Below are 20,846 nucleotides of genomic sequence, written 5' to 3'. Positions count from 1 at the left end.
CGACGCGCCGGGGGCGGGGCCGGTGACGGGCACCCACCCGAGGCATAGGATCGCTGGCATGTACAGGGCGGACGACGGGGGCGACGGTCTGGAGGAGCCTGATCCGCACCGGCCCCCGTGCGTCCTGCTCGTCGAGGACGACGACGGCGACGCGCTGCTGGTCACCGAGCTCCTCGCCGACGCGGAGATCGAGGTCGAGCTGCGCCGGGCGCGCTCGGTCGCCGAGGCGGCGGCCGACCTGGAGCTCGGGCGCGTCGACTGCGTCGTGGTGGACCTGGGGCTGCCGGACGCGGTCGGGCTCGACGCCGTGGAGCAGCTGAGGCGCTCCTCCCAGCGGCACCCGGTCCCGCCGGCCCTGGTCGTGCTGACCGGGCACAGCAGCGTCGACCGGGGCGTCGAGGCCGTGGCCGCGGGAGCGGACGACTACCTCGTCAAGGGCGAGACCGGGCCCGACCTGCTGGCGCGCTCGCTGCGGTACGCGCTGCAGCGGCGCCGGTCCGCGGCGGAGCAGCGGACGCTGTACCGCAGCAAGGTGCGTGCCGCCGAGACCGCGCGGCTGGAGCGGGCGCTGCTGCCCAAGCCCGTCGTCGACGACCCGGCCGTCTCGGTGATGGTGGGCTACCTGCCCGGCGGCAACGGCCTGCTGGGCGGCGACTTCTTCGACACCGTGCAGCGGCCGGACGGCTCGGTCCTGTCGGTGATCGGGGACGTCGCCGGGCACGGCCCGGACGAGGCGGCGCTCGGGGCGACGCTGCGCACCGCGTGGCGGACCCTGGTGGTCACGGGTACCCCGGCCGAGGAGATCCTCGGCCGGCTGGAGCGGGTGCTGCTGACCGAGCGGCCGAGCCCGGAGATCTTCGTGACCCTGTGCCAGCTCGCCGTGTCGGCGGACCGCGACGCCGTGGACGTCTACCTGGCGGGGCACCTGGCGCCCATGATCCTCACCGGGCCGGTGGGCGACGTGCGGTGCGCGGAGATCGTCCCGACGGCACGCGGCCGGGCGCTCGGGATCCCCGTCCCGGGAGGGTGGACAGGTCAGCGGGTCACGACGGACGGTCCGTTCGCGATCCTCACCTACACCGACGGGCTCGTCGAGTCGGCCATCGACGGTGTGCCGCGCTCCGGTCCGGGCCCGGGTGCCGAGCGCATCGGGGTGCCGGGACTGCGGGGGCTGGTCCAGGACGAGCTCGACGCGGGGGGCATCGTGGGGGTCGTCGAGCGTGTCCTGCGGCGTGTCCGCGCGCTGCACGGCGGCCCGCTGGTCGACGACGCCGCGATGCTGGTGGTCGGGTGGACGGGCGCGTCCGACGTCCTGGGTGAGCGCTCCTCGACGCTCGCCGACTCCGAGGAGTGGGCGCGGTGAGGGCCGCGGGACCGTCCGTGCTGGGACGCGTGCGGCGGCTGCTCCGGTGGGCGGCGGTCGCGCTCGTGCTGCTCGTCGTCGTCGCCGTGGTCTCGACGGTCGGTTCCCTCAGTCTCCTCACGGACGGGGCGGACGAGTCCGCCATCGACGCGGCGCGCGTCTGGAACGAGGTGCTCGTCGTCGTCGTCTCTGTCCTGGGGCTCTTCGCGGCGAGCCTCGGGTGGTTCGTCTGGCGGGCGGTCCAGCGCGGCGTGTCCGAACCGTTGGGCCGGCTCGCCCAGGAGGTGCGGGCGGCGCGCACCGGCGAGCACGACCACGAGATCCCGCAGGTCGGCGCCGGCGAGGTCGCCTCGCTGTCGGCGGACGTGGAGGCGATGCGTCGCGAGCTGGTCGCCCAGGTCGCCGACGCGCGGGCCGCCCACCAGGAGGTGGAGGACTCGCACGCACGGCTGCGGCAGCAGGCCGCGGAGCTCGAGCGGTCCAACCGGGACCTCGAGCAGTTCGCCTACGTCGCCTCGCACGACCTGCAGGAGCCGTTGCGCAAGGTCGCCAGCTTCACCCAGCTCCTGCAGAAGCGCTACGGCGACCAGCTCGACGACCGTGCCGACCAGTACATCGCCTTCGCCGTCGACGGCGCGCACCGCATGCAACGGCTGATCCAGGACCTGCTGAGCTTCTCGCGGGTGGGACGCACGAACGAGGTCCGCGCGCCCGTCGACCTGCAGGGCGTGCTGGACCGGGTCCTGGGCGACCTGTCCGAGCGCATCACCGAGCGCGGGGCCGAGGTGACCCACGACCGGATGCCCGTCGTCGTGGGCGACCGGGCGCTGCTGGCGATGCTGCTGACCAACGTCGTCGGCAACGCGCTGAAGTTCGCCCATCCGGACCGGCCGCCGCGGGTGCACGTGTCCGCGGTGCGGACGCAGGGACGGGTCGGCGAGGAGTGGGAGATCTCCTGCGCCGACAACGGCATCGGGATCGACCCGCAGTACGCCGAACGCGTGTTCGTGATCTTCCAGCGACTGCACCCCAAGGAGGTGTACACCGGCACGGGCATCGGCCTGGCGCTGGTGAAGCGGGTCGTGGAGCACCACGGGGGGCGGGTGTGGATCGACCCGGGCGCCACGCAGGGCACGACAGTCCGTTGGACGCTGCCCGCCGCTTAGGGTGGGGGCATGACGCAGCAGCAGGTCGGCATCGAGGTCCTTCTGGTGGAGGACGACCCGGGCGACGTCCTCATGACGCGCGAGGCCTTCGCGGAGCACAAGGTCGCGAACCGCCTCTCGGTGGTCTCCGACGGGGTGAGCGCGATGGCCTTCCTGCGCAAGGAGGGCGAGCACGCCGACGCCCCGACGCCGGACCTCATCCTGCTGGACCTCAACCTGCCCCGCATGGACGGTCGGGAGGTCCTGGCCGCCGTCAAGCAGGACGACGTGCTGCGTCACATCCCGGTCGTGGTGCTCACCACGTCGGAGGCCGAGGAGGACGTGCTGCGCTCGTACTCGCTGCACGCCAACGCGTACGTGACCAAGCCGGTGGACTTCGAGCGCTTCATCGAGGTCGTCCGCCAGATCGACGACTTCTTCGTGTCGGTGGTCAGGCTGCCGCGCCGCTGAGCGGGATGATCTCCGACGCGGTCGTGGTTGTCCCACCAGGACGCTCCTGCGTCCGAGATCGAAGTCGCGAGGAGGAACGGTGCTGGACCCGCAGGGGATCTACGAGGTCGACGTCGAGGCGGTGCGCCGCACGCTGGGGTCGAGCCAGGCCGAGGGCGCGGACGGTCCGGGCCCGGTGCTCGTCCATGCGTTGAGCGGATTCGTCGACGCCGGTGCGGCGGGCGAGCTCGCCGTGGAGCACCTGCTCGAACGGTTCGAGGTGACCCGCCTGGCCACGTTCGACGTCGACGCCCTCCTGGACTACCGGTCGCGTCGGCCGGTGATGACGTTCGACGCCGACCGGTACGTCGGCTACGACGACCCGTTCCTGGTGGTGGACCACCTGAGGGACGCCGAGGGCACCGGGTTCCTGCTGCTGCACGGCGTCGAGCCCGACCTGCAGTGGGAGAGGGTCGTGGCCGGGGTGCGCGGCCTGGTCGAGCGCTTCGGGGTGTCCCTGACCATCGGTCTGCACGGGATCCCGATGGGTGTCCCGCACACGCGCCCGGCGTCGCTGACGGCACACGGCACGCGCGAGGGGCTCGTCGACGACTACTCGTCGTACTTCGGGCGTGTGCAGGTCCCCGGTTCCCTCGCGGCGCTGCTGGAGCACCGGCTGGGACAGACGGAGCACGACGCGATGGGCGTGACGGTGCACGTCCCCCACTACCTGGCCCAGTCGCGCTACGTGCCGGCCGCCGTCGTCGCGCTGGAGCACCTGGAGAAGGCGACCGGTCTCGCCCTGTCGACCGAGGGGTTGAGCGAGGCGGCCGAGGCGGCGCGGGTCGAGGTGGCCGAGCTCGTCTCCGAGAACGACGAGGTGGCAGCCGTGGTGCGCCGGCTGGAGGAGCAGTACGACGCGTTCGCCCGGTCCGTGGGTCGCACGAGCCTGCTGGCGCAGGACGGCGAGCTCCCGACGGCCGACGAGCTCGGCGCGGAGTTCGAGCGGTTCCTCGCCCAGCGCGACGACCAGTGACGACATTTTCCATGAATGGTGATGTTTCCCCTGTGTGACACCTGGGCGACACCGGGACTTTGTCCGTGCGCGAGAACGTGGCCCGTGCCACACTGACGCCGTCACGACGCCACGGGCGCCCCAGCCGGCGTTCGTGTCGTGACGGCGGGTGGCCGGCCGGCGCACCCGTCACCGGACGGAAGGTCGAAGGATCAGCATGGCGCAGGGTTCTGTGAAGTGGTTCAACTCCGAGAAGGGCTATGGCTTCATCGCCCAGGACGGCGGCGGTGCCGACGTCTTCGTCCACTACTCGGCGATCCAGACCCAGGGTTACCGCAATCTCGAGGAGGCCCAGCGGGTCGAGTTCGAGATCACCCAGGGTCCCAAGGGTCCGCAGGCGGAGCAGGTCGTCCCGCTCTGACCCCAGGGTCCACCGCAGCAGGCCGTCCCCCGGGTGCCGGGGACGGCCTGCTGTCGTCGTGGGGCGGGACCGCGGTGCGCCTCGCGTCAGGGCAGGGGCACGGCCGTCGAGGAGAAGCGGGACAGCTCCTCGCCCGCGACGACCTGGGCCGGGACCGCGAGCGAGCGCAGCGCCCGCGCCAGGGCCGGACCTCGCAGGTCCACCGCGTCGTCCACCGCGTCGTCCGGCGGGGGGTCCGCCGGGTCCTGCGGGCCGTCCTGGTCGGTCGGCGCGGGGGCGACGCCGGCGAGGACGACGTTGCCGTAGCGGCGGCCCTTGAGCACCGCGGGCTCGGCGATCATGACGAGCCTGCCCGTCGCGATCGCGTCCTCACCGAGCGCGGCGGCGAAGGACGCGACCTCGCGCCGCACGGTGTGCAGCGGCGGTCGGTCCGCGCAGTTGACCAGCACGACGCCGCCGGGGCGCAGCGCCCGCACGCACGCCGCGGCGAACGCGGTGCCGGTGAGGTGCGCCGGCGTCGTGTCGCCGTCGAAGGCGTCGCGCACCACCACGTCGGCACGGTCCGGCGGGAGGCCGGCGAGGGCGCGACCGGCGTCCTCGGCGCGCAGGCGCAGGGTGGGCGAGCGGGGCAGGTCGAACCACTCGCGCACGAGGGTCAGCAGGCGGGCGTCGATGTCGACGCCCAGCTGCCTGGACCCGCGTCGGACGTGCTCGATCTGACGGGGCAGGGCGCAGCCCGCGGCGCCGAGGTGGACGGCGGTCACCGGTCCGGGGTGCAGCAGGTCCACGACGGCGGCCATCTGCTGGAGGTACTCGAAGGCCAGGAACCCGGGGTCGTCGAGGTCCAGGCAGGAGCTCGGCACGCCGTTGACGTGCAGGGTCACCCGACCGGGGTGGTCCGGGTCCCGCTCGACGCGCGCGGTGCCGGTGTCGATCGCGACGTCGCCCTCGGGAAGTGTCGGTGCCGCGAGGGAGGATCGGTCTCGGTGGGAGGGACGGGAACGGCGGGCCATGGGTCCAGTGTCTCGTGCCACGCCACCTTGACAGGGTTCGAACATCTGTTCGATGATGCACGGGAGCGGGGCGGTGCGCCTCGAGGCAGGAGGATCGCGATGTCGGCACGTGGAGACATGCCGGTGCCGGAGCGGGTCGACAGCCTGCTGGCTCGCGCCGACGCAGAGCTCGCCGCCGCGGTCCGGACCGCGGACGCGGGGGAGCGGTACGTCCACTCCCACCTGGCGGCGCTGCGCTCGGCCGCCGCCGTCGTCGCCCTGCACGACGCCGCACTCGGTCGCGGCCGGGCGCGCCCGGTGTGGGAGCTGCTCTCCCGGGTGGAGCCGGAGCTCGCCGCGTGGAGCGTCTACTTCGCCTCGGGCGCACGGTTGCGCTCGGCGCTCGACGCGGGGTATGCCGACTCGGTGTCCTGGGCGCGGGCGGACGAGCTGCTGGCGTGCGCGGAAGACTTCCGTGACGAGGTCGGGCTGCGGATCGATCCGGCGGCGGGATTCTCCCTGCCCGGCCTGCGCGGTGTGCGCTCGGCGGCGTCGTGAGCAGGGCGCCGCGCGCGTCCGGTGCGCGTCGTGACTGGGGCTCCGACGAGTCGGGGGCGTCGATCCTGCACGTGGACATGGACGCCTTCTTCGCCTCGGTGGAGCTGGCCAGACGCCCGGAGCTGCGGGGGCTGCCGGTCATCGTCGGGGGGCGGGAGCGGGGCGTGGTGCTGGCAGCCACCTACGAGGCGAGGGCCTTCGGGGTCCGCTCGGCGACGTCCATGGCGCACGCCCTGCGCCTGTGCCCGCAGGCGGTCGTCGTGCCGCCCGACCACGGCGCCTACCGGGAGGTGTCTCGGTCGGTGATGGAGATGCTGGCCGAGATCACCGCCGTCGTCGAGCAGGTCTCGGTGGACGAGGCGTTCCTCGACGTGGCGGGCGCGCGACGCCGGCTCGGCCCCGCCACCCGGATCGGCGAGGAGCTGCGCGAACGGGTGCGCCGTGAGCACGGCATCACCTGCTCGGTGGGCATCGCCCGCAACAAGCTGGTGGCGAAGCTCGCGTCGACCCATGCCAAGCCCGACGGGCTGATGCTGGTGCCGGCGTCCGCGACCGAGGCGTTCCTGCGAACCCTCCCGGTGGGGGCGATGTGGGGCGTGGGGGACAAGACGGAGCAGGTGCTGGCGCGCTGGGGCATCACGACGGTCGCGGAGCTGGCCGACACCGACGTCGACGTCCTGCGGGCCGCCGTCGGGAAGGTCTCCGGGGCGCACCTGCACGACCTGGCATGGGGCAGGGACCCCCGACCGGTGGTCGCCGGTCGCGCCGAGCGGAGCATCGGCGCGGAGTCCACGTTCGGGCAGGACGTCCGGGACCTGGCCGAGGTGTCGCGGCGGCTGCGCACGCTCGCCGACAGGGTGGCCGCACGGCTGCGAGGGCACGACGTCGTGGCGCGGACCGTCGCCCTCAAGGTGCGCACGTCCGACTTCCGCACGTTGACACGCTCGCGGACGCTCGCCGTGCCCACCGACGTCGCCCAGGAGGTGTTCGTCGTGGCCCGGGACCTCCTGGCCGCGGTGGACCTGCGCGGCCTTCCGGTCCGGCTGGTCGGCGTGCGTGCCGAGAACCTCCAGGAGCGCGCCGTGACGGTGACCCAGCCCAGCATCTTCGAGGTCGACGAGCCGCGGCCGGAGGCTCGACGCGACGCCGAGGTGGCGGTCGACGCCGTGCGCGAACGGTTCGGTTCGGCATCCATCGCGCTCGGCGCCTCACCCCGGGGTCCGTCGACTACCGTCAAGGGCGCTGCGGGCATATCCTAGGGGGACGTCCGGACATCACTGCGAGATCGGGGGGCCCGATGCCTCTGTCGGAACATGAGCAGCGCGTGCTGGAGCAGATGGAGCGCGACTTCGAGAGCGACGACCCACTGCTCGCCACGAGGCTCCAACGCTGGAGCCACCGCTCGCCCCTGCGCTACGTGCTGGCCGGGCTCGGTGTCGTGCTCGGGCTCCTGCTCCTGGTCACGGGCGCGGCGACCCAGCAGACCTGGCTGGGCGTCGTCGGGTTCGCCCTGATGTTCGCGGGAGTCGCTTTCGCGTTCGCGGCCCCGCGCCGCAAGGGGCCGCACGGGATCGTCGACGCCGACGGTCGGGTCACGCCCACGCCGTCCGCGGCGCGTGGCAAGTCGTCCAAGAAGCAGTCCTCGTCGCAGGGTTTCATGTCCCGCCTCGAGGAGCGCTGGGACCGTCGGCGCCACGAGGGTCGCTGAGACCCGAAGCGGTCGGCCCGCACGTCGCTCGGTCGGGCTCGGAGCGGCCCGCGCGCACGTCGCTCGGTCGGGCTCGGAGCGGCCCGCGCGCACGTCGCTCGGTCGGGCTCGGAGCGGCCCGCGCGCACGTCGCTCGGTCGGGCTCGGAGCGGCCCGCGCGCACGTCGCTCGGTCGTGTTCCTCGTCCGCACGTCGTCGCTCGGTGTGACCTTCGTCCCGCACGCCGCTCAGTGCTGGTCCCCGTCCGCCCGGCGTGCCTTGCCGGACCGCAGGGCGGCGAGCTCGGCGACGACGTCGTCCGCGACCTGCGCGAGGTCCTCGCTCTCGCGGACGTCCTCGGCGGGGACGTAGCGGGACTCCTCGACCGCCGCAGCGAGCGTCGTCAGCCCGGATCGCAGCCGGTCGGACGGTTCGCGGCCCGGCAGGGACGTCGCCAGCGCATCGAGCACGGACGCCGGCGCCTGTCGCGGCGTGGTCGGCGGCGGCAGCTCCACGCCGCCCTCGGCGAGCGCTGACACGACCTGCTGCCATGCCTGCTCGGCGTCGAGCGGGCCGGTGTCACGTCGTCGGCCCCGCGCCAGCAGGAACCACGCCCCACCGGCCACGAGAACCAGCGCCGACACGACGACGATCCAGGGCCAGCTCTGCTCGTCCTCCAGCGGCGCGACCCGGCCGACGGGCGCCTCTGACGGTGAGGGTTCCGCCGTCTCCTGCGGCTCGTCCGGATCGCGGGTGTCCGCGGTCGGTGCCTCCTGCGGCGCGGCCGGGACGGCGGCGGACCCGGAACGAGGGTCCGTGTGCTGCGGTGGCGGGCCCGTCTGGACGGCTGGTGTGGGTTCGAAGCGCACCCAGCCCACGCCCTCGAAGTACAGCTCCGGCCACGCGTGCGAGTCCTGACCCGTGACCTGCCACACCGGCTGGTCACCGGTGGCGGGATCGACCCGGTCACCGGGCAGGAAGCCGACGCCGAGGCGCGCGGGGATGCCGAGCGTGCGGGCCATGACCGTCATCGTGGTGGCGAACTGCACGCAGTAGCCGGTGCGGTGCTGCAGGAAGTCCCAGACCGGGTCGCCGGTGCCACCCCGTGGCAGCTCGGTGGAGTAGGTGAAGGCACCGGGGTCGCGGAGCCACCGCTGCAGGGCGACCGCCTGGTCGTAGGCGCTGGGCGCGTCCCCGACCACGTCGGCGGCGATGTCGGCGATGTCGGCGGCGTGGTCGGTCCGTGGCACCTCGAGGTAGGCGTCCTCGGCGGTGCCCGGTGCGGCCTCACGCAGCCGGTCGGGCTCGAGCGACCGGGCTCGGACGCCCAGGCGGTAGGTCGTGCCCTGCTCCGACCGGTCACCGACCACCTCGTCCCGCACCGGGTCGTAGCCCCACGTGCCCGACACGGTGACGGTGCGGGGGTCGACGGGCAGGGGGAGCTGGTCCTCGCGCAGCGACCCGACGGAGACGATCAGCTCCTGGGACGCCGAGAGGTCGCGGCGTGAGACGTCGTCCGGCCACAGCAGGTCGTCGTCGTCGAAGGGTTCGCCCGCCCGCTCGTCGCCCCGCTGCCAGTGCCGGCCGTCGAACGCCGACGCCGTGTAGGTGCGCAGCGGGCCCACGTCGTCCTCGGGGCCGGTGTAGGTCAGCACGACCTCGCTGGACCGCTCGGTCAGGCTGCCCAGGACGTCGAGGTCCTCGGCGAGCTGGATCGCGTCGCCCGAGGTGGTGAAGGCCTGGTACCAGGCGCCCGCGTAGCTCGGCAGGGAGCTCGAGGCGGAGGCGACGAACCCCGCGCCGAGGGCCAGGACGACCGCGGACGCCGTCGTGAGCGCGGCGCGGGAACGCTCCGCACGCTTGACCGCGAGCGGTGGGGACGTCGACGGCGCATGGCGCGGTGGGGGCACGGTGAGCAGCAGCAGCAGAGCGGCGACGACGACGAGGAACACCCCGCGCGGCACCCCGCCGACCAGCACGAGGGGCGGCGCCCACAGGGCCAGCAGGGGCAGGCCGGCCAGGGCCGGTCGGTGCAGGCCCCCCGCGAGGGCGTCGGCGAGCAGCAGCACGGCGAGCGTGCCGCCCACGGCGACCAGGACGATGGGCAGGGTGCCGGGGACGGGAGCGACCTCGGACCGGATGGTGTCGGCGGCCTGGCCGAGCCGGGCCACGGCCCGCACGACGTGCGACGGGCCGACGAGGAGGTCCGGGTCGGACGTGGCCGCGCCGTAGCGCGCCAGGACGAACCAGGCGGCCACCACCGCGCCCGCCAGCGTCGGCAGCAGCGAGGAGCCGGTGACGTCATGCCCCCGGCGCCGTGCCCGCGCCTCGACCAGGCCGCGCACGAGGCACAGGGTGGCGCACACCAGGGCGATGCCGACGAGTCCCTCGGTGACCCAGGGGCCGGGGATGACCAGGGCGGTGAGCGCGAGGAAGGACCCGGCGACGGCGACGGCGACGAGCAGGCTCGTGGCGAGGAGCCGGGCGACCGGGCCGGCGTGGGCGGGGATCACTCGGCACGCTCCGTGAGGGCGGACCAGGCCCGTTCGGCAGCCGTCCCCGGCGTGCACGTCGCGACGCGCCACCCGGCGGCGCGCAGCGCGTCGCCGGTCGCCTCGACGTCCGCGCCCGGGTCCTTCGAGGGCGCCACGACCAGGAGCGCCCAGCACGTGCCGTCCGTGCCGAGCGCGGCGAGGGCGTGGCGGCCGGGCTCGTCCTGCGGTGCGAGGACCGCCACGGTGATCTCGCCGCGGGAGCGGTCGGCGCGCATCGTGCGGGCGGTGCGTTCGAGGGCCTGGGCGGCGTCGGCGCCCCGCAGGCCGACGAGGTCGACGGTCGCGTCGAGCAGTCGTGAGCGTCCGGAGCGGACGCTGCCGACGTGCTCGGTGCGCGTCGGTTCCGGGGAGGTGGAGACCAGCCGGGTCGGGTGCCCGCCCTCGAGGAACGACACGGCGACGGACGCGGCGAGCTCGACCGCCCACTCGCCGTCGGAGACGGCCAGCGCGCCGGGATGCCGGGCGCCCGGGCGGTCGTCGGGAGCCGGGGCGAGGAGGGCGCGGTCGAGCAGGACGGACACCGGGCGGACGCCGGCGCCCTCGTCGGCCCTGACCATGAGGTGTCCCTGGCGCGCCGAGGCGGTCCAGTGCACGCGGCGGGGGTCGTCCCCGGCGACGTACTCGCGCAGGACGGAGTCGTCCGTGGACGCCAGGCGTGCGCCGGTGGCTGCCCGGTCGACGTCGCCGAGCGCGGCCGAGCGCACGGGCAGCGGCGTCGTCCGCGGCCAGACGGCGACCCGGGTGGCCTCGCCCAGCGGCTGGGTCGTGCGGGCCAGACCGAACACGTCGGTGCGGGTGGTGAGCACGGGTCCGAGCGGCCAGCGCCCCCGGCGACCGGGCACGAGGCCGTAGTGCACCGCGATGTGGTCGGGCTGGGTGCGCACCCGCGCCCGGATGCCGGTGGAGCCGGCGAGCTCGTGGGCGGCCTGCTCGGACAGCCGGAGCCGGGCGAGCCTCTCGAAGGCCGCCCCGGTGCGGGCGCGGGCCCGGACCGTGAGACGGGTGGTGGCGGGCTGCCCCGCGACGACCGGGTTGGGGTCCACGGACCGGACCACGTCGAGGGCGCCGCGACCGGCGTCGAGGCGCTGCCAGGCCAGGGTCGTCCAGGCGGCGGCGACGGCGAGCAGGGCGGCGGCGCCCAGCCCGACGAGGTCGGGCAGGTCCAGGACGACGCCGGTGGCCGCCAGCACGACGCCGGAGGTCAGCACCCCGGCACCACGGCCCGTGGGGCGCACGGCGGTGAGGCGGCGGAGCCGGGCGAGGGCGCGTCGGCCTCTCATCGGGTCAGCCGTCGAGGGGGCGGTGACCGTTGTCGGCCGGCCGCCGCGGGCCGAAGGAGTCCGGTGCGGCGGGCACCGCGGTCCGTTCGAGGACCGACTCGACCACCTGGACCTCGGTGCGTCCGGCGAGCCGCGACTCCGTCGACAGGATGAGCCGGTGCGCGAGCACCGGCACGGCCAGCGCCTGGACGTCGTCGGGCAGGACGTGCTGACGCCCGGCCATCGCGGCGCAGGCCCGGGCGACCCGCAGCAGCTGGATGGAGGCGCGCGGCGACGCGCCGAGCCGCAGCGCGGCGTCGTTGCGCGTGGCCCGGACGAGGTCGACGACGTACTGCTTGACCGCGTCCGAGGCGTGCACCGCCCGGGTCCAGGAGGCGTAGCGGGTCATGGCGTCGGCGTCGGTCACGGGGCGCAGGCCGTCGAGCGGGTCGACGGAGCGGGTCCCGAGCATCTGCAGCTCGGCGGCGTTGTCGGGGTACCCGACCGACAGGCGGGCCATGAAGCGGTCTCGCTGCGCCTCGGGCAGCGGGTAGGTGCCCTCCATCTCGACCGGGTTCTGGGTGGCGACGACCAGGAAGGGGCGGGGGAGGTCGTAGGTGCTGCCGTCGACGGTGACGTGCCCCTCCTCCATGCACTCCAGCAGGGCGGACTGGGTCTTGGGCGAGGCGCGGTTGATCTCGTCGCCGATGACCACGTTGTTGAAGACGGGTCCCGGCCGGAACTCGAACTCGCCGCTGGTGGACCGGTAGATGTTGACGCCGGTCAGGTCGCTGGGCAGCAGGTCGGGGGTGAACTGGACGCGCCCGACGCGGCAGTCGATGGTCCGTGCCACGGTCTTGGCGAGCGTCGTCTTGCCGACACCCGGCACGTCCTCCACCAGGAGGTGGCCCCCGGCGAGCAGCACGGCGACGGTCAGGCGGGCGAGGTCGGGGCGGCCCGCGACCACGGACTCCACCGCCTGACGGATGCGGTCGGTCGTGGCGACCAGCTCGCCCAGCCCGGACCGGAGTGCCTCGCGCGCGTCGTCGGCGGCCGGGTCCCGCAGGGTGCTGGTGGCGTGGTCGGGCTGCATCGATGCGGGCCTCCGGAGCGACGGGACGGTACGACCAGCAGCCTAGTGGCTGCACGATCCGCCGTCGTGCTGCGGGCGGCGGGGCCCTCCACCGCCCTCCACCACGGCTGCGGCGCGCTGACCTGCGAAGAGGTCGCCGATGGGGTGAAGAACCCGTGTGGTCGGCGTCTTTTCGCGCGCCTGGTGGAGGAAAGTGGAGTAGCGTGGAGAGCACGGGAGCCCGAGGGGAGGTGCGGACCGTGGCAGGAGCTCTGGGGGACCAGTTCCCGGGTACCGGGCTGCTGCTCGGCACGTACACCCCCAGGCTCGACGAGAAGGGGCGTCTCATCCTTCCCGCGAAGTTCCGTGCCCGGCTGGCCGGCGGGCTCGTCATGACGCGGGGCCAGGAGCGGTGCCTCTTCCTTCTTCCGATGGACGAGTTCTCACGGATGTACGAGCAGGTCCGGCAGGCGCCGGTCACCAGCCGTCAGGCACGCGACTACCTGCGCGTGTTCCTGTCGGGGGCGAGCGACGAGGTGCCGGACAAGCAGGGCCGGGTGGTCATCCCCGCGGCGCTGCGCGAGTACGCCGGGCTCGACCGGGACGTCGCCGTCATCGGCGCCGGCACCCGCGTCGAGGTCTGGGACGCGGGGGCGTGGGAGACCTACCTGGCCGAGCAGGAGTCGTCGTACTCCGACGTGGCCGAGCAGATCTTCCCCGGGCTCGAGTTCTGAAGCAGCACCACAACAGCATCTCCGCACGACGAGGCCTCCTCCCGCGAGCATCTGGCGCACTTCCCCGGTGCCAGAACGACGCGGAGGGAGACCTGGCCGGGCGGGGGCAGCACAGCACCGGAAGGGGGCGGCATGAGCACGAGCGACGACGGACGACCCACGCAGGACCGCCACGTGCCCGTGCTGCTGCAGCGGTGCGTCGACCTCCTCGCCCCGGCGCTGACCGGTGCGGGCAGCGTCATGGTCGACTGCACCCTGGGCATGGGCGGGCACACCGAGGCGGTGCTCGAGCAGGTACCGGGCGTCCGGGTGATCGGCATCGACCGCGACCCGCAGGCCCTCGAGCTCGCGACCGCACGGCTGTCCCGCTTCGGCGACCGCTTCACCCCCGTCCACGCCGTCTACGACGAGATCGGCGACGTCGTGGCCGACCATGCCGACGGCGCCGTGCAGGGCGTGCTCATGGACCTCGGGGTCTCCTCGCTCCAGCTGGACGAGGCCGAGCGCGGCTTCTCGTACGCCCAGGACGCGCCGCTGGACATGCGCATGGACCAGTCCCGCGGCCTGACCGCGGCCGAGGTGCTCAACGAGTACGACGAGCGCGACCTGGTCCGGATCCTGCGCGACTACGGCGAGGAGCGGTTCGCCCAGCGGGTCGCCCGGGCGATCGTGCGCCGCCGGGACACCGAGCCGTGGGCGCGCACCGGCGAGCTGGCCGACGCGGTGCGGGACGCCATCCCCGCCGCGACCCGGCGCACCGGCGGCAACCCGTCGAAGCGCACCTTCCAGGCGCTGCGCATCGAGGTGAACGGCGAGCTCGAGGCTCTCGAGCGGGCGGTGCCGGCGGCGATCGAGGCGCTGGCCGTGGACGGCCGGCTCGTCGTGGAGTCCTACCAGTCCCTGGAGGACCGCATCGTCAAGCGGGCCATCGCCCGGGGGACGGCGTCGAGCGCGCCGCCGGGGCTGCCCGTCGAGCCGGAGACGCACCGGCCCTACCTCCAGGCCCTCACCCGGGGCGCGGAGGAGGCCGGTCCGGACGAGCTGGAGCGCAACGCCAGGTCGGCCTCGGTCCGCCTGCGCGCCGCACGCCGGCTGCGCCCCACCCCTGACCACCTGATCGGCACCCACCGCAAGGAGTCGCGATGAGCGCTCTGCGAGCACCCGCAGTCGTCCCGGCACGCCGCGGCGACCCCACCCCCCGGCGCGCCCCGCTGCGCGCGGTCCAGGGCGGTGCCGGGCGCCGTCTGGACGCCGTGCGCGCCCCGCTGCAGGCCACCTCGGGCGTGCCCTTCATGGTGCTGTGCGCCCTGGTGCTGACGGGTGCTCTGCTCGGCGCCCTGCTGCTCAACACCCAGATGGCGCGCGGCTCCTACGAGATGTCGGGCCTGCGCAAGGAGGTCGGGCTGGTGGCGCAGGACGTCCAGGAGGTGCGTGCGGAGCTGCGGCAGGCCGAGGCGAGCCTCGGCGAGCAGGCGGAACGTCTCGGGATGTCTCCCGCCGCGGAGATCACCATGCTGTCCGCCGCGGACCGCGCCGTCGTCCCGGAGCCCACGGAGCCGACGGGGTCCACGGAGCAGCCGTGAGCGCGACACGCCCGGGTCGGCCGCGCGGATCGGGCGGGCCGCGGGCGCAGGATCGAAGGGTGAGTCCCGCGAAGACCGCGCGCCCCGCGGTGAGCCGACGGCGTGCCGCCCCTCCTGCCCGGCCGCGGCGACCCGTCCCACGGGCCGCCGCGCCGGGCGACCCGGCCCGGCGGCAGCGGTGGCTGATCGTCGTGGCCGCCTGCGTCCTGGTGGTGTTCGTCGGCCGGCTCGTCTGGGTCCAGGTCGTCCAGGGGCCGGCCCTGGCGTCGACGGCCCAGCAGGAGCGGCTCGCCACCCAGGTCACCCTCGCGCACCGCGGGGACATCCTCGACGTGGACGGCACCGTGCTGGCCACGTCCGTCGACCGGTACACCGTCACCGCCGACCAGCTCACGATCCAGGAGTTCCGGGGGAACGGCCGCCACGCCGACGGCGAGCCCGTCCAGGACGGGGCGCTCGGCATCGCCCAGCTCCTGGGCCCGGTGCTCGGGGAGACGCCGGCCACGCTCGCGGCCCGGCTCAACGGCGAGGACCGCTACGTCGTCCTGGCCCGTGACGTGGTGCCGGAGGTGCAGCGGTCGGTGGCGGCGCTCGACCTGCGCCGGTACCTCAGCACCGAGATGACCTCGGAGCGCACCTATCCCGCGGGCGCGGTGGCCGGTCCTCTGCTCGGGTACGTCAACAGCGAGCAGGAGGGGCTGGGCGGCATCGAGGCGGCGTACGACGACGTCCTGGCCGGGACGGACGGCACCCACACCTTCGAGCGAGGACGGGACGGTGCGCAGATCCCCGTCTCGGAGATCGAGTCGGTGCCCGCCGTCCCCGGCCAGGACGTCCAGCTCACCCTCGACTCGGACGTGCAGTGGAAGGCCGAGGAGCTCCTCGACGACGCCGTGAGCGCCACGGGCGCGGCCTACGCCATCGGCATCGTGCAGGACGTCCGCACCGGCGAGCTCGTCGCGATGGCCGACTCGGGCGACGTCGACCCGAACGACCGCTCGACCTCCCAGGTCGCGGACGGCTCGCGGGCCGTCAACGTCGTCTTCGAGCCCGGGTCGACCGGCAAGGTCATCGCGATGGCGGCCGCCCTCGAGGGCGGGTACTGGGAGCCGACGGACCAGTTCGAGGTCCCCGACACGTTCACCGTCGACGGCGAGACCTTCCGGGACTCCCACTCCCACCCGGTGGAGAACTGGACGCTGGCCGGCATCTTCGCCCAGTCGTCCAACACCGGCACGGTGATGATGGGCCAGGAGATCCCCTTCGCGGTGCGCTACGACTACCTGCGCAAGTTCGGGTTCGGCCAGCGCACCGCGCTCGGCCTGCCGGGGGAGAGCGCCGGCCTGCTCCCGGCCGAGAACGTGGACGAGGTCGAGAACCGCACGCCCTACACGATCCTGTTCGGCCAGGGCGTGGCGGTCAGCGCGATGCAGGCCACCCAGGTGTTCTCCACGGTGGCGAACGGCGGGGTGCGGATGCCCGCCACGATGATCGAGGGGACGCGGACCTCCGCGGGCGAGTGGACGCCCGCCGAGCGCGCGGAGGGCACCCGCGTGGTCTCGCAGGAGACCGCCGACTCCCTGATCACGATGATGGAGGCCGCCACGAGCGAGGAGGGCACGGGTGCCGACGCCCGGGTGCCCGGCTACCGTGTCGCCGGCAAGACCGGCACGGCGCAGATGTTCGAGGGCGGTGGCACCACCTACGTCGCCTCCTACATCGGGGTCGCCCCCGCCGAGGACCCCCGCTACGCGGTGTCGGTGTTCCTCAAGAGCCCGCACTCGTCGATCTACGGCGGCGTGGTCGCCGCGCCGGTGTTCTCCGAGCTGATGGGTTTCACGCTGCGCAAGGAGGGCGTGCCGCCGTCCACGGAGCCGGTCGACCAGTTCCCGTTGACCTGGTGACCGGGTGGCAGCAGGTAGGTTCTTCCCGTGACATCCCCGATCGGACGCATCCGACCCGCGGCGCCCGAGGCGAGGTCGTTGCGCGACCTCGCGGCCGCGTTCGACCTGGTCAGCGCCAACCCTGTCCCCCCTGAGACCCAGGTCTCGGCCGTCGCGAGCGACAACCGCGTGGTCGTCGACGGCGATCTCTTCGTCGCGCTGCCCGGCGCGCGGGTGCACGGCGCCCGGCACGCCCGCGACGCGGTCGCGCGCGGTGCGCGCGCGGTGCTGACCGACGACGACGGAGCCGCCCTGCTCACCGACGTCGGCGTGCCCGTCCTGGTGGCTCCCGACCCGCGCACGGTCCTGGGGCCGCTGGCGGCCTGGGTGCACGGTGCGCCGGCCGAGGCCCTGGCGACCTTCGGGATCACGGGCACCAACGGCAAGACGACCACGACCTACCAGCTCGACCACCTCGTGCGGGCGCTGGGTCGCACCGGGGGACTGGTGGGCACGGTCGAGACCCGCGCGGGCGACGAGGTCCTCCCCAGCCGTCTGACGACGCCGGAGGCGGCGGACCTGCAGGCCCTGCTCGCGGCGATGCGGGAGCGAGGGGTCGACACCCTGACCATGGAGGTGTCCTCCCACGCGATCTCGATGCGTCGCGTCGACGGCGTGGTCTACGACGTCGCGGGCTTCACGAACCTCAGCCAGGACCACCTGGACTTCCACGGCGACCTGCCGACGTACTTCGCGGCCAAGGCCGAGCTGTTCACCCCCGAGCGGTCGCGCCGCGGGGTCGTGGTCGTCGACGACGCCTGGGGCGAACGGCTCGCGACGATCGCGACGGTGCCGGTCGAGACGGTGCGCACGGCCCCGGCTGCCGCGAACGCCCCGCAGGCCGACTGGACGGTGACCGACGTCGTGCCGCACGGCACCGGGTCGGCCTTCACCGTCACGCACACCGACGGGCGGTCGCTGCGCACCAGCACCGCGCTGCCCGGCGCGTTCAACGTCGCCAACGCGGCGCTCGCTGTGGTGATGGTGATCGCCTCCGGCGTGCCCGTGGCGGACGTGGCCGCAGCGCTCGATGCCTCCGGAGGTCTGGGCGCGAACGTCCCGGGACGCATGGAGGTGGTCTCGCCCGGCGGCGTGGACTCGCCTCGGGTGATCGTCGACTTCGCGCACAACACCGACGCTCTCGAGCTGGCCCTGGCGGCCCTGCGTCCGACGACGCCGGGGCGGCTCGTCCTGGTGTTCGGTGCCACGGGCGACCGTGACCCCGGCAAGCGTCCGGCGATGGGTGCCGCCGCCGTCGAGGGTGCCGACGTCGTCGTGCTCACCGACGACGACCCGCACGACGAGGATCCGGCTGCCGTGCGTGCCGCCGTCCTGGCGGGGGCGCGGGCCGCCCGAGACACCGCACGGGCCGGGGGCCGGGTCGTGGAGCTGGTGGAGGTGGCGCCGCGGTCGGCGGCGATCCGCCGCGCCGTGACGGACGCGGCCCCCGACGACACCGTGCTGGTCGCGGGACGTGGCCACGAGACCATCCAGGAGGTCGCAGGTCAGGACCTCGAGCTGGACGACCGCGAGGAGGCGCGCGCCGCGCTGCGCTCCCGCGAAGAGAGGAACGCAGGAGCATGATCGAGCTCACCGCCACCGAGGTCGCGGCCGCGACGTCCGGGACGCTGCACGGCGCCGCCGGCGCGGTCGTCACCTCCGACGTGGTCATCGACTCCCGCGAGGTCGGCGCGGGCGCGCTGTTCGTCGCGCTGCCGGGCGAGCACGTCGACGGCCACGACTTCGCGGCGGCCGCCCACGAGGCCGGTGCCGCGCTGGTCCTGGCGGCCCGTCCGCTGGACGGCGTCCCCACGGTGGTCGTGCCGGACGTCCGCACGGCGCTCGGGGAGCTGGCCCGGGCCGTGCTGGCCAGGTTGCGCGAGGTGGGCGACGTGCGTGTCGTGGCAGTCACGGGCTCCGTCGGCAAGACGACCACGAAGGACCTGCTGGGTCAGCTCCTCGCACCGGAGGTCGGCGCGGGGGCGATCATCGTGCCCACCGGGTCGTTCAACAACGAGATCGGTCTGCCGCTGACCGTGCTGCGCGCCACGGCGGCCACCCGGCTCCTGGTGCTGGAGATGGGGGCGGACTCCCCGGGCAACATCGCCGACCTGACCAGGATCGCCCCGCCGGACGTCGGGATCGTGCTCGCCGTGGGGACCGCCCACCTGGGCCGGTTCGGCGACGTGGAGGCGATCGCACGCACCAAGGGCGAGATGGCCGCCGGTGTGCGCCCCGGCGGCACGGTGCTCCTCAACGTCGACGACGCCCGGGTCGCGGCGATGGCGGACCGCGCCGCCCCGGGTGCGTCCGTGGTGACGTTCGGGACCATCCCGGCGGCCGACGTCCGCGCCCGCGACGTCGTCGTGCCGCACGGCCGCGCGGCGTTCGACCTCGAGCACGCCGGTGCGTCCGCACCCGTGGAGCTGCGCCTCGTCGGGGCGCACCACGTGACCAACGCGCTGGCCGCCGCGGCCGCCGCGCTGAGCCTGGGGCTGGACCTGGCGACGGTGGCGACGCGGCTCGCCGCCGCGACGCCCCGGAGCCCCCACCGCATGGCGGTCACCGAGCGACCCGACGGCGTCACGATCGTCGACGACGCCTACAACGCCAACCCCGACTCCGTGCGGGCGGCCCTGCGGACGCTGGCGGTGATGGCGGGTCGTACCCGTCGCTCCGTCGCCGTCCTCGGTGAGATGCTGGAGCTCGGTGAGTCCTCGCGGGTGGAGCACGACGCGATCGGCCGGCTCGCGGTGCGGCTCAACGTCAAGCTGCTCGTCGTCGTCGGCCAGGGCGCGTACCACGTCCACGAGGGCGCGCTGCAGGAGGGTTCCTGGGGAGAGGAGTCGGTGTTCGTGCCTGACCTCGACGCGGCACGCGAGGTGCTGGGCTCGTCGCTGCAGCCCGGGGACGTCGTCCTGGTCAAGGCCTCGAACGGCAGCGGGCTGTGGCGCCTGGCCGACGAGCTCGTGGAGGCCCGCGCATGATCGCCGTCCTGGCGGCCGCCGGGGTCTCGCTGCTCGTCGCGCTCCTGGGCACGCCCCTGTTCATCCGGTTCCTCGTGCGCCGCAACTACGGGCAGTTCGTCCGGCAGGACGGTCCGACGGCGCACTTCACCAAGCGCGGCACACCCACGATGGGTGGTGTCGTCATCATCGGGGCGACCCTGGTGGGCGTCGCGGTGTCGATGGTGTTCGCCGGACGGCCCCCCAGCGCCTCGGCGCTGCTGGCGCTGTACCTGATGACGGGGCTCGGCCTGGTCGGGTTCCTCGACGACTTCACCAAGATCCGCAAGCAGCGGTCCCTCGGTCTGACCGCGCGGGCGAAGATCGTCGGCCAGGGGTTCGTGGGCATCTCGTTCGCGATCCTCGCGCTGCAGTTCCCCAACGAGAACTCCCGCACCCCGGCCTCGACGAAGATCTCGTTCCTGCGCGACACCAACCTCGACCTGGCGTTCGCCGGGACGACGATCGGGCTGATCCTGTTCGTGCTGTGGGCCAACTTCCTCATCACGGCGTGGTCGAACGCGGTGAACCTCACGGACGGGCTCGACGGCCTGGCCACGGGCTCGTCGCTCATCGTCTTCGGCGCCTACGTGCTCGTCGCGATCTGGCAGCTCAACCAGTCCTGCCAGCGGCTCGCCGCGGCCGGTCCGGGCTGCTACGAGGTGCGCGACCCGCAGGACCTCGCGATCGTGTCCGCGGCCGTCATGGGCGCGTGCTTCGGGTTCCTGTGGTGGAACGCCAGCCCCGCGAAGATCTTCATGGGCGACACGGGATCGCTCGCCCTCGGCGGGGCGCTCGCCGCCCTGTCGATCCTGTCCCGCACCGAGATCCTCGCCGCGATCATCGGCGGCCTGTTCGTCATCATCGTGCTGAGCGACATCATCCAGATCGGCTCGTTCAAGCTGACCGGGAAGCGCGTGTTCAAGATGGCGCCGCTGCACCACCACTTCGAGCTCTCCGGCTGGGGCGAGGTGACGATCGTCATCCGGTTCTGGCTCGTCGCCGGGCTCTTCGCCGCCCTCGGCATGGGGATCTTCTACGCCGAGTGGGTCGTCAGTTGACGC

At 74.1% G+C, this 20,846-nt stretch carries 19 protein-coding genes; 15 read left to right on the top strand and 4 right to left on the bottom strand.

The annotated features are described in order from the left end of the window. Positions 1-58 precede the first annotated feature (58 nt). From ACNHYB_RS04690 to ACNHYB_RS04670, 5 genes are all read left to right on the top strand, one after another. Positions 59-1,363: a PP2C family protein-serine/threonine phosphatase gene (locus tag ACNHYB_RS04690; RefSeq protein ID WP_418277233.1), complete on the top strand. Its 1,305-nt coding sequence runs from the start codon at positions 59-61 to the stop codon at positions 1,361-1,363. Beyond that, positions 1,360-2,529, top strand: a complete 1,170-nt coding sequence (locus tag ACNHYB_RS04685) for a sensor histidine kinase (protein WP_418277232.1) — start codon at positions 1,360-1,362, stop codon at positions 2,527-2,529. The genes ACNHYB_RS04690 and ACNHYB_RS04685 overlap by 4 nt, the downstream gene beginning before the upstream one ends. Before the next feature lie 9 nt (positions 2,530-2,538). Beyond that, complete coding sequence (locus ACNHYB_RS04680) at positions 2,539-2,979, top strand: response regulator (protein WP_418277231.1); 441 nt, start codon at positions 2,539-2,541, stop codon at positions 2,977-2,979. A 79-nt stretch (positions 2,980-3,058) separates the two neighbouring features. Continuing rightward, positions 3,059-3,994 (top strand): PAC2 family protein, encoded by a 936-nt coding sequence (locus ACNHYB_RS04675; protein WP_418277230.1) that lies wholly within the window; start codon positions 3,059-3,061, stop codon positions 3,992-3,994. Positions 3,995-4,190: 196 nt separating this feature from the next. Continuing rightward, positions 4,191-4,394 carry a cold-shock protein gene (locus ACNHYB_RS04670; protein ID WP_418277229.1) on the top strand — a complete coding sequence of 68 codons (204 nt, stop codon included), beginning with the start codon at positions 4,191-4,193 and terminating at the stop codon, positions 4,392-4,394. 86 nt (positions 4,395-4,480) lie between these two features. Here the strand turns inward: ACNHYB_RS04670 and ACNHYB_RS04665 are convergent, their stop codons facing one another. Continuing rightward, complete coding sequence (locus tag ACNHYB_RS04665) at positions 4,481-5,407, bottom strand: spermidine synthase (protein WP_418277227.1); 927 nt, start codon at positions 5,405-5,407, stop codon at positions 4,481-4,483. A gap of 99 nt (positions 5,408-5,506) precedes the next feature. Between ACNHYB_RS04665 and ACNHYB_RS04660 the strand changes: the two genes are divergently transcribed. From ACNHYB_RS04660 to ACNHYB_RS04650, 3 genes are read left to right on the top strand one after another with little or no spacing between them, the layout of a single operon-like run. After that, positions 5,507-5,944 carry an SAV_6107 family HEPN domain-containing protein gene (locus tag ACNHYB_RS04660; RefSeq protein ID WP_418277225.1) on the top strand — a complete coding sequence of 146 codons (438 nt, stop codon included), beginning with the start codon at positions 5,507-5,509 and terminating at the stop codon, positions 5,942-5,944. Further along, positions 5,941-7,203 (top strand): DNA polymerase IV, encoded by a 1,263-nt coding sequence (gene dinB, locus ACNHYB_RS04655; protein WP_418277224.1) that lies wholly within the window; start codon positions 5,941-5,943, stop codon positions 7,201-7,203. The genes ACNHYB_RS04660 and dinB overlap by 4 nt, the downstream gene beginning before the upstream one ends. Positions 7,204-7,241: 38 nt before the next feature. After that, positions 7,242-7,652 (top strand): DUF3040 domain-containing protein, encoded by a 411-nt coding sequence (locus ACNHYB_RS04650; protein ID WP_418277223.1) that lies wholly within the window; start codon positions 7,242-7,244, stop codon positions 7,650-7,652. Between the two features lie 227 nt (positions 7,653-7,879). On the opposite strand, the gene ACNHYB_RS04645 is transcribed toward ACNHYB_RS04650, so the two are convergent. From ACNHYB_RS04645 to ACNHYB_RS04635, 3 genes are read right to left on the bottom strand one after another with little or no spacing between them, the layout of a single operon-like run. Then, positions 7,880-10,144: a transglutaminaseTgpA domain-containing protein gene (locus tag ACNHYB_RS04645; RefSeq protein ID WP_418277222.1), complete on the bottom strand. Its 2,265-nt coding sequence runs from the start codon at positions 10,142-10,144 to the stop codon at positions 7,880-7,882. Beyond that, a complete protein-coding gene (locus tag ACNHYB_RS04640; protein WP_418277221.1) occupies positions 10,141-11,466 on the bottom strand; it encodes a DUF58 domain-containing protein in 1,326 nt (441 codons plus the stop codon). The genes ACNHYB_RS04645 and ACNHYB_RS04640 overlap by 4 nt, the downstream gene beginning before the upstream one ends. A gap of 4 nt (positions 11,467-11,470) precedes the next feature. Beyond that, positions 11,471-12,538: an AAA family ATPase gene (locus ACNHYB_RS04635; protein ID WP_418277220.1), complete on the bottom strand. Its 1,068-nt coding sequence runs from the start codon at positions 12,536-12,538 to the stop codon at positions 11,471-11,473. A gap of 278 nt (positions 12,539-12,816) precedes the next feature. Here ACNHYB_RS04635 and mraZ point away from each other — a divergent pair, with 278 nt between their 5' ends. The 7 genes from mraZ to mraY all read left to right on the top strand — a co-directional run bounded on the left by mraZ (position 12,817) and on the right by mraY (position 20,843). After that, positions 12,817-13,251, top strand: coding sequence for a division/cell wall cluster transcriptional repressor MraZ (gene mraZ, locus ACNHYB_RS04630; protein WP_418277994.1), 435 nt, complete (start codon positions 12,817-12,819; stop codon positions 13,249-13,251). 132 nt (positions 13,252-13,383) lie between these two features. Then, positions 13,384-14,397: a 16S rRNA (cytosine(1402)-N(4))-methyltransferase RsmH gene (gene rsmH, locus ACNHYB_RS04625; protein ID WP_418277219.1), complete on the top strand. Its 1,014-nt coding sequence runs from the start codon at positions 13,384-13,386 to the stop codon at positions 14,395-14,397. Then, on the top strand, positions 14,394-14,834 hold the full coding sequence (locus ACNHYB_RS04620; protein WP_418277218.1) for a hypothetical protein: 441 nt from the start codon (positions 14,394-14,396) through the stop codon (positions 14,832-14,834). The genes rsmH and ACNHYB_RS04620 overlap by 4 nt, the downstream gene beginning before the upstream one ends. A gap of 59 nt (positions 14,835-14,893) precedes the next feature. Further along, positions 14,894-16,738 carry a peptidoglycan D,D-transpeptidase FtsI family protein gene (locus tag ACNHYB_RS04615; RefSeq protein WP_418277216.1) on the top strand — a complete coding sequence of 615 codons (1,845 nt, stop codon included), beginning with the start codon at positions 14,894-14,896 and terminating at the stop codon, positions 16,736-16,738. Between the two features lie 27 nt (positions 16,739-16,765). After that, the gene (locus tag ACNHYB_RS04610; RefSeq protein WP_418277215.1) at positions 16,766-18,361 is read left to right on the top strand and encodes a UDP-N-acetylmuramoyl-L-alanyl-D-glutamate--2,6-diaminopimelate ligase; all 1,596 of its coding nucleotides are present in this window, start codon (positions 16,766-16,768) and stop codon (positions 18,359-18,361) included. Continuing rightward, complete coding sequence (locus tag ACNHYB_RS04605; protein ID WP_418277214.1) at positions 18,358-19,764, top strand: UDP-N-acetylmuramoyl-tripeptide--D-alanyl-D-alanine ligase; 1,407 nt, start codon at positions 18,358-18,360, stop codon at positions 19,762-19,764. Before ACNHYB_RS04610 ends, ACNHYB_RS04605 begins: the two co-directional genes overlap by 4 nt. Next, entirely contained in the window at positions 19,761-20,843 is a 1,083-nt protein-coding gene (gene mraY / locus ACNHYB_RS04600; RefSeq protein WP_418277213.1) for a phospho-N-acetylmuramoyl-pentapeptide-transferase, read from the top strand. Before ACNHYB_RS04605 ends, mraY begins: the two co-directional genes overlap by 4 nt. Positions 20,844-20,846 lie beyond the last annotated feature (3 nt).

Source organism: Isoptericola jiangsuensis (genome assembly GCF_048320105.1).
Classification (GTDB): domain Bacteria; phylum Actinomycetota; class Actinomycetes; order Actinomycetales; family Cellulomonadaceae; genus Isoptericola; species Isoptericola jiangsuensis_A.
The sequence above is the reverse complement of the archived record's forward strand: the minus strand, read 5'-3'. Positions and strand labels throughout refer to the sequence as shown.

Bases quoted from the DNA above. Each gene is read 5' to 3' on its own strand.
- ACNHYB_RS04660 (WP_418277225.1), top strand. From the start codon at position 5,507: ATGTCGGCACGTGGAGACATGCCGGTGCCGGAGCGGGTCGACAGCCTG.
- ACNHYB_RS04605 (WP_418277214.1), top strand. From the start codon at position 18,358: ATGATCGAGCTCACCGCCACCGAGGTCGCGGCCGCGACGTCCGGGACG.
- ACNHYB_RS04670 (WP_418277229.1), top strand. From the start codon at position 4,191: ATGGCGCAGGGTTCTGTGAAGTGGTTCAACTCCGAGAAGGGCTATGGC.
- rsmH (WP_418277219.1), top strand. From the start codon at position 13,384: ATGAGCACGAGCGACGACGGACGACCCACGCAGGACCGCCACGTGCCC.
- ACNHYB_RS04650 (WP_418277223.1), top strand. From the start codon at position 7,242: ATGCCTCTGTCGGAACATGAGCAGCGCGTGCTGGAGCAGATGGAGCGC.
- ACNHYB_RS04620 (WP_418277218.1), top strand. From the start codon at position 14,394: ATGAGCGCTCTGCGAGCACCCGCAGTCGTCCCGGCACGCCGCGGCGAC.
- ACNHYB_RS04665 (WP_418277227.1), bottom strand. From the start codon at position 5,407: ATGGCCCGCCGTTCCCGTCCCTCCCACCGAGACCGATCCTCCCTCGCG.
- ACNHYB_RS04690 (WP_418277233.1), top strand. From the start codon at position 59: ATGTACAGGGCGGACGACGGGGGCGACGGTCTGGAGGAGCCTGATCCG.
- ACNHYB_RS04640 (WP_418277221.1), bottom strand. From the start codon at position 11,466: ATGAGAGGCCGACGCGCCCTCGCCCGGCTCCGCCGCCTCACCGCCGTG.
- ACNHYB_RS04635 (WP_418277220.1), bottom strand. From the start codon at position 12,538: ATGCAGCCCGACCACGCCACCAGCACCCTGCGGGACCCGGCCGCCGAC.
- ACNHYB_RS04680 (WP_418277231.1), top strand. From the start codon at position 2,539: ATGACGCAGCAGCAGGTCGGCATCGAGGTCCTTCTGGTGGAGGACGAC.
- mraY (WP_418277213.1), top strand. From the start codon at position 19,761: ATGATCGCCGTCCTGGCGGCCGCCGGGGTCTCGCTGCTCGTCGCGCTC.